This is a genomic window from Desulfovibrio aminophilus DSM 12254, assembly GCF_000422565.1.
In the GTDB taxonomy this organism is placed as follows: domain Bacteria; phylum Desulfobacterota; class Desulfovibrionia; order Desulfovibrionales; family Desulfovibrionaceae; genus Aminidesulfovibrio; species Aminidesulfovibrio aminophilus.
Map to the genome: position 1 here is coordinate 132304 of NZ_KE383876.1, position 13048 is coordinate 145351.

A 13048-nucleotide genomic window follows, 5' to 3' on the forward strand; every position below is an offset into this window, starting at 1 on the left:
GTTCGGACGCCCGGATTTTTCATACCGAACAAGTTAATTAAATTTTTAACCATTTATTTTATTAAAGGCAATAGAAAATTAAAAACTCTAGGCTAGATTTAATTAATCCTTCCTGAAATGAAAAAAGGCGGGAGGTTTCTCCCGCCTTTCGTTTTTCTATGGTGGAGCGAAGCTCCCCCGCCTTCGGCGGTCTTCGGAGCCGCTGAAAGGCGAGAGTCTCCCTGGCCTTTCCGTAAACCCCCGAAGGGGGTCAGGGGTTGATGGTGGTGCCCAGGACCTGGAGGAACTTGCGCATCCATTCGGGATGGGCGGGCCAGGCCGGGGCGGTGACGAGGTTGCCGTCGACCACCGCGTTGCTGAAGGTTGCGTTGGGGCCGACATAGGCGCAGCCCGAGCCCTCGATGTCCGGCTGCACCGCCGGGTAGGCCATGCAGGTCCGGCCCTTGATCACGCCCGCGCTCACGAGCACCTGCTGGCCGTGGCAGATGGCGGCGATGGGTTTCTTGGCGGCGGCCATCTTCCTCACGATGTCGATGACCTTGGGGTCCAGGCGGATGTACTCCGGGGCGCGGCCGCCGGGGATGACCAGGGCGTCGTAGTCCTCGGGCTTCACCGCGTCGAAGTCCGCGTTCAGGACGAAGTTGTGGCCCGGCTTCTCGCTGTAGGTCTGGTGGCCCTCGAAGTCGTGCACCGCCGTGGCGACCTTGTCCCCGGCCTTCTTGCCCGGACAGACGGCGTGGACCTCGTGGCCGACCATGAGCAGCATCTGGAAGGGCACCATGACCTCGTAGTCCTCCACGAAGTCGCCCACGAGCATGAGGATCTTCTTCACAGCCATCGGCTTGTCTCCTTGTCTGGGGGTTGCGCCAATAGCCTGCCGTATAACCCGGCGGGGGGGAGGAAGTCCAGCCCGAAGGCCGGAAGCCCGCGACCGGCAAGGGTTTGTGACGAATCAGCAAGGCTTGCTCCACGGGACTTGACGAGACCGGCGACCCTGCGTATATCCCGCCGCTCCCGGCAACCGGCCGGGAGGAGAGAGAGCCACACCTTGGGACCGGGCGCGCGCCCGGCCCTTTTCGTTCCCGGACCCGAATCCGGGTACAAGGAGGTTGTCATGGCCGACGAAGTCGATATGGCCCAACAGGTCCACGAACGCGAGGTGGCCGCCGCCATCTCCCTGATCGTCCATCGCCGCGAGGACGAAGGCCCGGAATACGTGGACGGCGTTCCCTGCTGCCGCGACTGCGGCGATCCCATCCCGGCCCGGCGGCTGGCCGCGCTCCCCGGCATCGGGCGCTGCGTGGCCTGCCAGGAACTGGCCGACCGCGCCGCCTGAGCCGCGGCGGCAACCCGCCGGAAACGGGGGACATTCCCCCGGCGGTCTTGCGCATCGCCCGCACCCGGCGCTAGAGTGTTCCGGGCCGCATGACGGCCCGGGAGCACCGGTGAAACCCTTGACCCTCGCCTTGCTGGCCCTCGCGGTCCTGGTTCTGGCCCGCCCGCCCGAGGGGCGGGCCTGGACCGGCCGCGTGGTCGAGGCCGCCTCGGGACAGGCCTTGCTCGTGCGCGCCCAGGACGGCTCCGACGTCCTGGTCCGGCTCTACGGCATCGAGGCCCCCGGTCCGGCGGAAAAGGCGGGGCGCGCCTCCCGCGAGGCCCTGGACGCGATGGCCCGCGACCGCGAGGTGGACGTGCTGCCCCTGGCCGGAAGCGGTTCGCGCGTGGACGGCCACGTCATCCTCGACCTCCAGGATCTCAGCTCCGAGATGGTCCGCCTGGGCCTGGCCTGGGTGGACTGGCGGCACTGCGCCAGGGGCGTGTGCGAGCGCTGGCTCCTCCAGGAACAGGAGGCCCGCGCCGCCGGGCTCGGCTACTGGCGCGACCATCCCCTGGGCAAATCCGCCGGACGCGGCGTGTTCTGAACGGGCCCGCAGCCGGGCGGGGGCTACGCGCCCCCGGACCCCGCGCCAGGCCTGAGGCCTGGACCCGATAGCGGCGCGGTCTTTCGCGGGTCCGTCGCGCCGCGCGCTCGCCCCGTGAAACCCCGCGCCGCCAAGGGCCTGTGAAAACACAAAAAGAAAGGCGGGAGATGATCTCCCGCCTTTTTGGGTTTTCTGTCGCGGGCCGAAGGCCCCCCGTCTTTCGTTTTCTGAAGACCGGCGAAGCCGGCTAGGCGTTCTTCATCTGGTCCACGAGGCGCTGGAGTTCCTGGGCCATGGCGGCCAGTTCGGACACGGCCTGGGCGGACTGACCCATGGCCTGGGCGGTCTCGGCCGCGATGCGGTTGACCTCCTCGGTGCCCCGGCTGATCTCCTCGCTGGCGGCGGACTGTTCCTCGGAGGCGGTGGCGATGGCCCGGACCTTGTCGGCGGTGGATTCGACGCGGCCCACGATGTTGGTCAGGGCCTTGCCCGCCTCTCCGGCCAGCTCGGTGCTCTTGGCCACGGCGGCGCCGGAGGACTCCATGCTCTTGATGTTCTGCTGGGTGCCGGTCTGGATGCCGGACACGGCCGCGCCCACTTCCTTGGTGGCGGTCATGGTCTTCTCGGCCAGCTTGCGGACCTCGTCGGCGACCACGGCGAAGCCGCGTCCGGCGTCGCCCGCGCGGGCGGCCTCGATGGCCGCGTTCAGGGCCAGGAGGTTGGTCTGGTCCGCGATGTCGGTGATGACGTTCATGATCTGGCCGATGCCCTTGGCCTGCTCGCCGAGTCCGCCGAGGCTCTCGCGCATGCGTTCGCTCTGGGCCTGGACCTCGTTGATGGCCGCGATGACCTTGTTCACCACGTCCGCGCCCCGGTTGGCCTCGTCGCGGGCCTCGTCGGCGTTTCCGGCGGCCTCGGAGGCGTTGCGGGCCACCTCCATGACCGAGGCGTTCATTTGCTCCATGGCCGTGGCGGATTCGGAGGTGCGTTCGCGCTGATTCTCGGTGCCCCGGCTGGACTGCTCGATCTGGGCGGCCAGCTCCTCGGAGGCCGAGGTCACGCGCTCCACGATGGCCTCGATGCGCCGGGCGGCGTCGAGCATACCCTCGCGCTTGGCCTGCTCGGCCTGACGGGTGGCCTCCTCGGCGACCCGGGCGGCCTCCTCGGCCTGGCGGGTCTTTTCACCGGCCTGGCGGGAGGCCTCCTCGGCGTGGGCGATCTTGTCCTGCAGGTTGGCGACCATGCCGCGCAGGGCCTCGGCCAGGGTGCCGATCTCGTCGTTGCGGGTGAGATCCAGGCGCTCGTCCAGCCTGCCCTGAGCCACGGCGGTGGCGAAGGCCGTGGCGCGCTTGAGGGGCCGGGCCAGGGAGACGGAGAAGCCCAGACCCAGGGCGACCATGACCAGGGCGATGACCACGGAGACGGTCAGGGTGGAGTAGGTGATGCCGTCCTCGGCGGCCTGGATGGTTTCCGAGGACTTGCCGATGAACCACATGCCCGCCGCCTCGCCGGAGGGGCTGCGGATGGGCCAATAGGCGGTCTGGTAGAACTTGCCCAGGATGCGGTTGCTGGACAGGAAGAGTTCGCCCTTCTCGAGAACGGTCTCAAGCACCTTGGGGTTGTCCATCTTGGTGCCGATGGCCCGCTTGCCGTCCTTGATGATCGTGGTGGCCGCGCGGGTGTCCTTCTCGAAGATCGTGACCTCCAGGCCCGTGTAGGCCTTGACGCCGTCCACGAAGCCGTCGCCGGAGAGGGACTCGCCGATGGTCACCGAGCCGATGACCTGGCCGTCGACCCTGATGGGCGCGCCCACGCGCAGGGAGAACTTGACCACGGTGCCCGGCTCGATGCCCACGTTCAGCTCGCCCTTGAGGGCCTTCTGCACGTTGACCTGCTTGAGCACGCTGTCGCCCTTCTTCTCCGAGTGGGCGCGGATCACCACGTTGCCCTCGGTGTCGGCCACGGTGACGAACTCGGCGCCGTGGCGCTTCATGTAGGAGGTCACGATGGGCTTCAGGCCGTCCAGATCGCGGGAGCGGAACGCGGAGACGAAGGCGCTCTCCTGGGCCAGCTGCTCGCCCAGTTGGAGATACTTGTCCTTGGTGTCCTGGATTTCCTTGGCCACCACCACCTGCAGAGCCTTGATGTTCTGTTGGGCCTCTTCCTGGAGGCCCTCATGCACGAAGTAGCGGGCGGTGAAGAAGACTCCCATGCTGGTGACGGCCACGGCGGCCACCACCATGACCACGATCTTGACGAGAATGGACACTCTCATGACAGGCTCCTTAGTGCTCGAAATGGCGATTCCCTCCGCTTGATCGGCCGGGGCGGCGAAAAGTTGAGGCCCTCTCGCTCGGGCCCCGCCGAAACCGGCATTCGCGGCCCCGCCACGGGGCCGCGACATTTTCGCCCCGACAAAAGCACTTTTTTTCACAAGTGTCCAGACGACTCCCGGATATATGCTGGACGAATCACCCTTCCGTTGCCGAGGAGCGGGCTTTCGGGGTAGGAGAAGTCATGCGCGTGCTCCTCGTCCATTCCAATTTTCCGGCCCAGTTCCGCCACCTCTGCGTCGCCCTGGGAAGCGACCCGGCCGACGAGGTGGTTTTCCTGACCATGAACCCCAGGCCGGAGTGGAACATTCCCGGGGTGCGCAAGGCCGTGTTCCTGCCCGACGGCGAGGCCGCGCCGGGCGTGCATCCCCTGGCCGCCCAAGGCGAGGAGGCGGCCCGGCTGGCCGCGGGAGCGCTCAAGGCCGCCCTGGCCCTGCGCGACCAGGGCTTCGTGCCGGACGTGATCTACTCCCACTCGGGCTGGGGACCGGGACTCTACCTGGGCGAGGTCTTTCCCGAGGCGCGGCGGCTCTGCTACTTCGAGTGGTTCTACGACCCGGACGGGGCCGACGCCCGCTTCGGCGGCGCGACCCAGCAGCCCATGGACCGGGCGCGGGCGCAGGCCCGCAACCTGCCCATCCTCATGGATCTGGCGAACTGCCGACAGGGAATCTGCCCCAGCCGCTGGCAGGCCGAGCAGTTCCCTCCGGACCTGCGCCGCAAGCTCACCGTGCTGCCCGACGGCGTGGACACGGAATTCTTCCGTCCGGCCCCGGACGAGCGCCTCGTGCTGCCGGGCCTCGACCTTTCCGGCGCGGCCGAGATCGTGACCTACGCCACCCGGGGCATGGAGCCCTACCGGGGCTTTCCGCAGTTCATGGAGGCCGCGGCGCGGCTCATGGCCACGCGCCCGGCCTGTCACGTGGTCGTGGTGGGCGACGACCGCTCCTGCTACGGCCCGCCGCCCGGTCCGGGCCGGACCTGGAAGCAGGAGGTGCTGGAGCGGCTCCGGTTCGATCCGGCGCGCATCCACTTCACCGGCTCCCTGCCTTACGGCCTGTACCGCAAGGTGCTCCGGGCCGGGAGCGTGCACGTCTACCTGACGCGGCCGTTCGTGCTCTCCTGGTCCTTCCTGGAGGCCCTGTCCTGCGGCTGCCTGGTGGTGGCCTCGGACACGGAGCCGGTGCGCGAGGTGGCCCGCGACGGGGTCAACGCCCTGCTCACGGACTTCCACTCGCCCCAGGCCATCGCCGCCCGGGTGGCCGAGGCCCTGGACCGGCGGGAGGAGTCGGCTCCGCTGCGCGCGGAGGCCCGCCGCACCATCCTGCGCGACCACGACCTGCGGCCGCTCCTGGCCCGGCACGTGGCGCTGGTGAAGGGAACGGAAGACGGGGGGACCGCCGCGGGCTGATCCTCGGCCCGCTTTTCCACGCCGCCGCTCGATTCGCGGCCAAAGCGTGATTTTGTTGCCAAAATCACCCCTTCCGGCGTACACTGCGAGGTAATCCAAGGATCAGTCCGCCAAGTGGAGGCATCTGTGCCCATCGAGGAATATCCCCAGATACTCGGCGTCTATTCCCTCCAGGTGGAGGAGGTCGCCGGCATGGGCGGCACGTCCGTCAAGCACGCCCAGGTCACCTACTGGTACGTCCGCGCCCTCGGTCCCGAGCGCTACGAGGTCCAGCCCCTGAACATCCACCATGTGCCCTCGGGCATCCGCAAGGAGGTGGCCGAGCTGGAGTTCCTCAAAAGCTACGTGCCCGAGCCCGCCTACTACCGCACCCACACCGTGCCCGCCCTGAAGACGCTGGCGCGCAAGATCGCCGAGGGCGAGAAGTTCTTCAAGGAAGGCCAGCTGGACGACGCCGAACGCGAGTTCCTCAAGGCGCTCATGATCGACGACCTGAACGTGCGGGCCAACTTCGGCCTGGGCGAGGTCTACGCGGAGCAGAAGGAATTCGGAAAGCTCAAGAAGATCGTCGACACCCTCATGGGCATCTCGGAGGCCTTCCAGGAAGAGCAGCGGGAACGCTTCAACACCTTCGGCATCAACCTGCGCAAGAACGGCCACTTCGACGAGTCCCTGCGCTTCTATCACCGGGCCCTGGAGTTCAACGACCGGGACGAGAACGTCTTCTTCAACATCGCCCGGGTGCATTTCGACAAGGGCGACCGCGTCGGCTGCGTGGAGCATCTGCGCAAGGCCCTGGACATCAACCCCGGGTTCCACGAGGCCCAGAAGTTCCTCAAGTTCTGCGAGGGCAGTCGCCTGGCCAAGAGCCCCAGGGCCTGAGCCGCGCCGCCCCGGACGGTCAACGCAGGTCGAGCACCGTGGCCGCGCTCGGTCCCTCCAGCAGTTGCAGGATTTCGGCGACGAAGAGCAGAAACGCGGCGTCCGGCGCATCGACGAACCCCCGCAGATGCGGATGGCGCGCGGCAATGGCCGCGGCCGCCGGGCGCTCCTCCTCCCCTTCCAGGACGCGCACCCGGCCCAGGACCGTCAGGGCGCGCACCGCGCCGGGCTCCGGCCGGGGGTCCGCCGCGCGGTCGTCCAGAAGCAGGGCCGCCCGGGGATCGGCCAGCAGATTTCGGAACTTGCGCGAGTTCCGGCCCGTGACCAGGTACAGGCCCGGACCCGCGCCCGCCGGGGCCAGCCCCATGAGCGAGGCGTGCGGCCCGCCGGGGCCGGTGGTGGCCAGGACGCCGTGGGAGGCGCCCAGGAACAGCTCGCGCAAGGTGTCGGGGATGATGTCGCTCATGCTTCAGGCTAACCCGCCCGGCAATCCGCCGCAAGAGTCCTCCGGGTTCGCCGCGGCTGCTTTCCGGCGCGTCGTTCTGATTTTTTTCGCTCCGCCCTTTGCGCTTGCGCCTTCGTTGGAGTAATGCGGAAAAGAATCAGGATTCCCGGAGCAGACATGCCGCGCACCGCCAAACGCGCCGCAAGGCGCGACCCTTCCGAAGACGCCCGCCGCATCGCCGAACTGGAGGCCAAGCTGGCCGCGGCCGAACGCATCGCGGACCTGGGCGGCCATGAATACGACTGCGCCGAGGCCGCGCTGACCCTGTCCGCCGGATTCCGGCGCATCCACGGCCTGTCCGACGGACCCGCGGCCCTGGACGGCCTGCGCGCCCTGGTCCACCCCGAGGATCGCGAACACGTGAGCGCGGTGCTCCGGGAGGCCCTCTTCCGGGGCGGCCCCTACGAGACCGAACACCGCATCCTGCGCGAAAACGACGGCGCGGAACGCTGGGTCCACACCCACGGGGTGGCGATCCTGGATGAACACGGCCGACCGGCCAAACTCTACGGCCTGTCCCGGGACGTGACCGAGCGCCGCCGGGCCGAGGAGGCCGCCAGGGCCGAGGCCGAGCGGTATCGGCAGCTCTTCGGGAACATGACCAGCGGCTTCGCCGTCCACGAGATCATCCGGGACGAAGACGGCCGCCCCCGCGACTACCGTTTTCTGGAAGTCAACCCGGCCTTCGAACGGCTCACCGGCCTGTCGCGGAGCCAGGTTCTGGGGCGCAACGTGTTGGAGGTCATGCCCGGGACCGAAAGCCACTGGATCGAGACCTACGGCCGCGTGGCCGAGACGGGCGAATCCGAGCGTTTCGAACACCGCAGCCGCGAGCTGGACCGCTGGTTCGAGGTGCTGGCCTACTGTCCCGGTCCGGGCCGCTTCGCCACCATCTTCTCGGACATCACCGCCCGCAAGCGGACCGAGGAGGCGCTGCGGGAGAGCGAGAAGCGTCTGACCCTGGCCCTGGAGGCCATCTCCGAGGCGGTCTGGGACTGGGATCTGCCCTCCGGCCGGGTGCTGGCCGGTCCGCGCTGGCACACCATGCTCGGCTACGAGCCGGACCAGATTCCGGTCTCCTTCGAGAGCTGGCGGGGGCTGATCCACCCCGACGACCTGGCCATGGTCATGGAGACCCTGGAGAGCCACCTGGACGGCCGGCTCCCGGACTACGAGGTGGTCTTCCGCATGGGCGCGGCCGACGGCTCCTGGCGGCGCATCCTGGCCCGGGGCCGGGTGGTGGAGCGCGACGAGCGGGGCCGCCCCCTGCGGATGATCGGCACCCACGCCGACGTCACCGAATTCACCGCCACCCGCGAGGCCCTGGCCGGACGCGAGGCGTTGCTGCGGACCATGATCAAGAGCCTGCCGCTGGACTTCTGGGCCCGCGACGCCGAAGGCCGCATCCTCATGCAGAGCGACGTGTCCGTGGCCCTCTGGGGCGACCTGAGCGACACGGGCATGAGCGAGCGGCGCTTCGACCCCGAGACCCTGGCCGTCTGGCGCGCGAACAACGCCCGGGTGCTGGCCGGAAGCGTGGTCCAGGGCGACGTGGAGATGACCACCCGCGACGGGCGGAAACGCCGCTTCCACAACGTGGTGGCCCCCATCCGCGAAGATGGCCGGATCAAGGGCATCCTGGGCGTGAACCTCGACATCACCGAGCAGGAGGAGCAGGCCCGGGCCCTGCGCGAGAGCGAGGAACGCTACCGCCGGATGCTGGACACCGCCAACGAGGGCGTCTGGTCCATGGACGCCAAGCACCGCACCACTTCCGTGAACCAGGCCATGGCCGCCATGCTCGGCTACGAGCCGGACGAGATGCTCGGGCGCAAGGTGGAGGAGTTCTTCCTTCCCAAGGAAATGAGCGACCACGAACGGCGCATGTCCGCGCGCCGGAAGGGGCTGGCGGACCGCTACGAACGGCGTTTCCGGCGCAAGGACGGAAGCGGCCTCCTCACCCTGGTCTCGGCCATTCCCCTGCGGGACGGGGACGGGAACTTCGCGGGCTCCTTCGCCATGTTCACGGACATCACCGAGAGCCGCCGCGCGGAACAGGCCCTGCGCGAGAGCGAGGAGCGCTTCCGCAACCTGGTGCAGAACTCGCCCCTGCCCATCCTCGTGCACTCCGACTGGAAGGTCGTCTTCGTCAACCCGGCGGCGGCCCGTGCCCTGGGCATGGAAACCCCGGAACAAGCGCTCGGAATGGACGCCCTGGACATCATCCACCCCGAGGACAGGGACAGGGTCCGCGCGCGCATGGAAACCATCTATTCCAAACGCGGCGACGGGCCGCCCTCACGCCAGCGCCTTCAGCGCGCGGACGGCTCGATCATCGAAATCGAGGCCTCCGCCGCCCGTGTGGACTACCGGGGCCGCCCCGCCGCCCAGGTGGTCTTCGCCGACATCACCGAGCGCAAGGCCGCTGAAGAGGCCCTGATCCGGGCCAAGGAGGCCGCCGAACAGGCCAGTCGGGCCAAGAGCGAATTCCTGGCCAACATGAGCCACGAGATCCGCACCCCGCTCAACGGCGTGCTCGGCATGCTCCACCTGCTCAAAACCACCAGCCTGGGCCAGGAGGAGGCGCTCTACGCCGAAACCGCCCTGGAATCCGGCAACCACCTCCTCTCGGTCATCAACGACATCCTGGACCTGACCCGGCTCCAGGCCGGACGTCTGGCCCTGCGGCCCGGGCCCTGCGACCTGCCCGCCCTGGTGGGCCAGATGCTCCAATCCTTCGCGGCCGTGGGCCGGGAACGCGGGCTGGGTCTCGCCGCGGACCTGGACCCGGCCATCCCCAACCCCCTGGTCTGCGACGAGGCCCGGCTGCGTCAGGTGCTCTTCAACCTGGCGGGCAACTCCCTGAAATTCACCGAAAATGGCGAGGTGCGCGTGGAGGCCCGGCTCCTGCCCTCGGCCGGGCCCGACGTCTGGATATACTTCTGCGTTTCGGACACCGGCATCGGCATCCCCGAGGACAAACAGGTCGAAATCTTCGAATCCTTCACCCAGGTGGACGGTTCGCTCTCGCGCCGCTACCAGGGGACGGGCCTGGGTCTGTCCATCGTCCGGCAGCTCGTGAACCTCATGGGCGGTTCCGTGGCCGTGGACTCCGAGCCCGGAGCCGGCACGCGCATCGCCTTCTCCATCCGGGCGGCCCTCGGACCGGCCGGGACCGACGCGCCCAGCCCCGAACAGCGCCCGGCCCAGACCCGCCCGGCCAAGGGTCTGCGTCTGCTCGTGGCCGAGGACGACCGGGTGAACCAGCTCCTGTTCCGGCGCATGCTGGAAAAGCTCGGCCACTCGGTCCAGTGCGCGAACAACGGCCGCCAGGCCCTGGAGATGCTGACGGCCGGGGACTTCGACGCCGTGCTCATGGACGTGCAGATGCCGGTCATGGACGGCCTGGCCGCCACCCGGACCATCCGCTCCTCGACCACCCTGGGCCCCAAGTCCGCCATCCCGATCATCGCCCTCACGGCCCACGCCATGAAGGGCGACCGCGAACGCTTCCTGGAGGCGGGCATGAACGCCTACATCTCCAAGCCCGTGGACTTCGACGAACTGGAGCGCGTCCTATCCCGGATTCCGGCCGCCGCAGGGCGCCCATGAGCCCGGACCTGCGCTTCGGCGCGTTCACCTTCGCTTCCGCGCCGGACCCGGCGGACCCCAAGCGGCTCATCCTCTCCGTCTTCCGGGACGGCAGCCCCTTCAAGGGCTTACGGGAAGGCCAAAGACGATTTCGGCGTTTCGCTTTTCTGAAGAGTCCCTAAGGGACTTCTCCACGCCCCGTAGACAGATCACAGGACTCTATTGACGACATACTTTTTAGCAGATATAGTTAAACAAAATGGAGCACGAATATGAGATACGAAAAGCCTAAAATTCTGGCCCAAGGCACCGAAAGGATGGCTGATTGCCGTCCCAACAGCAAGCCGAGCGGGAGGCCCTGTAACCCTCCAGGACCTCGCGGCGGCAAATAAGTTCTGCCCTCCCGTCTGTGCGAGGGGATTTAAGAGATTTGGCTTCTCGGGAACTCATTGGTAACCCGCGTAACAATACCGCTCAAAGTTCAATGGCAAGATGACCATTGGCTTGAGCGGTATTGTTATTATAAAATAACTACACCTTACAGCTCAAGCATTTCACAGCGTTGTCATTTTAATGCAATTCAAATCCAACCACCAGTTATGGTCCTCAAACAACCAATAAGTCAGTCATTAACACACCCATGACATGCCACAATTAGTTAGGATATGGCGCAATGTTTTTCAAAATAAAGTCAAATATCATTTTCAGAAACCATAATTCGTTCGGATATATAACAGATAATAGAAATTTCGGCTACACAAGCAAGAATCACAATGAACGTCACGTCGGCGACAAAATATTATCTGAAAGCGGGGCGGTATTTTTTTCTGCTTTGGATAGAAAGCCAAAATCTATCGATGAAATTGTACTAAAAATTAGTAAACAATTTTCAAACTCTAAAATCCTGACGATTAAGAACGATGCTATTGAATTTTATCGTACGCTTGAACATGACGGATTCGTTGTTTCTGGTAAAACACTACACGAATGCGAAAATAATGATATAAAATTTTCATATAAAGTATTTGAGCCAGAAATACTGTACAATGCAAACGCATCTGCGAACTCATATAAATCTACACAAGATTTTTTTGAAGAACATTTCAAAAATAGACCACAACTAACAAATTTGCACATTGAGATCACAAGCAAATGCAACGAAAGATGCTTACACTGCTATATACCTCACGAAAATAAAACCAGCGAAATGGACAATGAATTATTTCATAATATAATACGACAATGCGCGAATATGAAGTTGCTGCATTTGACATTGAGTGGCGGCGAACCAATGTTACACAAAAGTTTTTGCGATTTTTTAAAAAAGTGCAGAGAGCACAATTTTTCTATAAATATTCTTAGTAATCTCACATTGCTTAATGATAAAATCGTTAGAGAAATGAAAAAAAATCCTTTATTGGGGGTTCAAGCCTCATTATATTCCATGAACCCGAGCATCCACGATGAGATAACTCAAAAAAAAGGAAGTTTTGAACAAACAAAAAAGGCAATCTTGAAGTTAGTCGAAAATGACATCATCTTGCAAATTAGCTGCCCAGTAATGAAACAAAATAAAAACTGTTACCAAGATGTTATAACATGGGCGAAGAAGCACAATATCCACGCCGGAGATGATTACGTCATCATAGCAAGATACAATCATACAATACAAAATACTAATTGCCGTCTATCAATTGCCGAAGTTAAAAAAATGGTCATCGACAAAATAGCCAGCAACTCAAAATATTTTGAGCAAATAGAGAAGGAAACCAAGGAGAATAAGACACGTACTCCAGACGATTTTGTTTGTAGTGTTTGCAGTTCTTCTATTTGTATATCAGATAATGGAAACGTATATCCTTGTGCTGGTTGGCAGGATTATATCATTGGTAATGTGAAAGAGACTTCTTTAAACGACATTTGGAACCATTCTGAGGACATAAAATATCTAAGGTCGTTGAAGAGACGTAATTTCCCAAAATGTGTCCACTGCGTTGACAAAGATTTTTGTACCATGTGCATGGTCAGAAATGCGAACGAAAATCCAGATGGTGACCCGCTGATAGTCAATGAATACTTTTGTAATATCGCAAGACTCAACAAAGAGATATTTTATGAATTGAAGAATAAGCATACGTGTTCGTCATGACCCGCACCAAGTTTATGTAGCGGGCTTATGTTGGTCTGTAGTCCGAGTGAACTCGTCCCTCTCTATCGCAAACTAGTCAGCTTTGAATGGCCGATGAGGGCAGAGAACTAACTCAATCTAGACTAGCCCACATTACAACACATACATCCTGACCACAATTTTGCTCCAATTCTTTTCCCATGTAGGATTAGTCGTGGTTAATTTGGATTAATGCATTGTATTTGACTTTTTATTGATACAAATTTTCTCAAATTA

At 63.3% G+C, this 13048-nt stretch carries 9 protein-coding genes; 6 read left to right on the forward strand and 3 right to left on the reverse strand.

What is annotated here, in order from left to right:
• Window positions 1–250 precede the first annotated feature (250 nt).
• Window positions 251–838 (reverse strand): DJ-1/PfpI family protein, encoded by a 588-nt coding sequence (locus H587_RS0115075; protein WP_027176942.1) that lies wholly within the window; start codon window positions 836–838, stop codon window positions 251–253.
• A gap of 276 nt (window positions 839–1114) precedes the next feature.
• Between H587_RS0115075 and H587_RS0115080 the strand changes: the two genes are divergently transcribed.
• Together H587_RS0115080 and H587_RS19940 are read left to right on the forward strand one after the other, a co-directional pair.
• On the forward strand, window positions 1115–1336 hold the full coding sequence (locus H587_RS0115080; RefSeq protein ID WP_027176943.1) for a TraR/DksA C4-type zinc finger protein: 222 nt from the start codon (window positions 1115–1117) through the stop codon (window positions 1334–1336).
• A gap of 109 nt (window positions 1337–1445) precedes the next feature.
• Window positions 1446–1922: a thermonuclease family protein gene (locus H587_RS19940; RefSeq protein ID WP_051202980.1), complete on the forward strand. Its 477-nt coding sequence runs from the start codon at window positions 1446–1448 to the stop codon at window positions 1920–1922.
• Window positions 1923–2169: 247 nt separating this feature from the next.
• Here H587_RS19940 and H587_RS0115090 read toward each other — a convergent pair whose 3' ends face one another.
• Entirely contained in the window at window positions 2170–4197 is a 2028-nt protein-coding gene (locus tag H587_RS0115090) for a methyl-accepting chemotaxis protein (protein ID WP_027176944.1), read from the reverse strand.
• 242 nt (window positions 4198–4439) lie between these two features.
• Here H587_RS0115090 and H587_RS19080 point away from each other — a divergent pair, with 242 nt between their 5' ends.
• A complete protein-coding gene (locus H587_RS19080; RefSeq protein WP_034609609.1) occupies window positions 4440–5666 on the forward strand; it encodes a glycosyltransferase in 1227 nt (408 codons plus the stop codon).
• Window positions 5667–5792: 126 nt separating this feature from the next.
• Window positions 5793–6548, forward strand: a complete 756-nt coding sequence (locus tag H587_RS0115100) for a tetratricopeptide repeat protein (RefSeq protein ID WP_425387191.1) — start codon at window positions 5793–5795, stop codon at window positions 6546–6548.
• Between the two features lie 19 nt (window positions 6549–6567).
• Here the strand turns inward: H587_RS0115100 and H587_RS19945 are convergent, their stop codons facing one another.
• Window positions 6568–7014, reverse strand: a complete 447-nt coding sequence (locus H587_RS19945) for a pyridoxamine 5'-phosphate oxidase family protein (RefSeq protein WP_051202983.1) — start codon at window positions 7012–7014, stop codon at window positions 6568–6570.
• 156 nt (window positions 7015–7170) lie between these two features.
• Here H587_RS19945 and H587_RS19950 point away from each other — a divergent pair, with 156 nt between their 5' ends.
• Both H587_RS19950 and H587_RS20385 read left to right on the forward strand, forming a co-directional pair.
• Window positions 7171–10665 (forward strand): PAS domain S-box protein, encoded by a 3495-nt coding sequence (locus H587_RS19950; RefSeq protein WP_051202986.1) that lies wholly within the window; start codon window positions 7171–7173, stop codon window positions 10663–10665.
• Between the two features lie 652 nt (window positions 10666–11317).
• Window positions 11318–12793: a radical SAM/SPASM domain-containing protein gene (locus H587_RS20385; RefSeq protein ID WP_084630890.1), complete on the forward strand. Its 1476-nt coding sequence runs from the start codon at window positions 11318–11320 to the stop codon at window positions 12791–12793.
• The last annotated feature ends 255 nt before the right edge of the window (window positions 12794–13048 follow it).

Excerpts from the sequence above, each read along its gene's own strand:
- H587_RS0115075 (WP_027176942.1), bottom strand. The coding sequence starts at position 838 with ATGGCTGTGAAGAAGATCCTCATGCTCGTGGGCGACTTCGTGGAGGAC.
- H587_RS0115080 (WP_027176943.1), top strand. The coding sequence starts at position 1,115 with ATGGCCGACGAAGTCGATATGGCCCAACAGGTCCACGAACGCGAGGTG.
- H587_RS0115090 (WP_027176944.1), bottom strand. The coding sequence starts at position 4,197 with ATGAGAGTGTCCATTCTCGTCAAGATCGTGGTCATGGTGGTGGCCGCC.
- H587_RS19080 (WP_034609609.1), top strand. The coding sequence starts at position 4,440 with ATGCGCGTGCTCCTCGTCCATTCCAATTTTCCGGCCCAGTTCCGCCAC.
- H587_RS19945 (WP_051202983.1), bottom strand. The coding sequence starts at position 7,014 with ATGAGCGACATCATCCCCGACACCTTGCGCGAGCTGTTCCTGGGCGCC.
- H587_RS19950 (WP_051202986.1), top strand. The coding sequence starts at position 7,171 with ATGCCGCGCACCGCCAAACGCGCCGCAAGGCGCGACCCTTCCGAAGAC.
- H587_RS20385 (WP_084630890.1), top strand. The coding sequence starts at position 11,318 with ATGTTTTTCAAAATAAAGTCAAATATCATTTTCAGAAACCATAATTCG.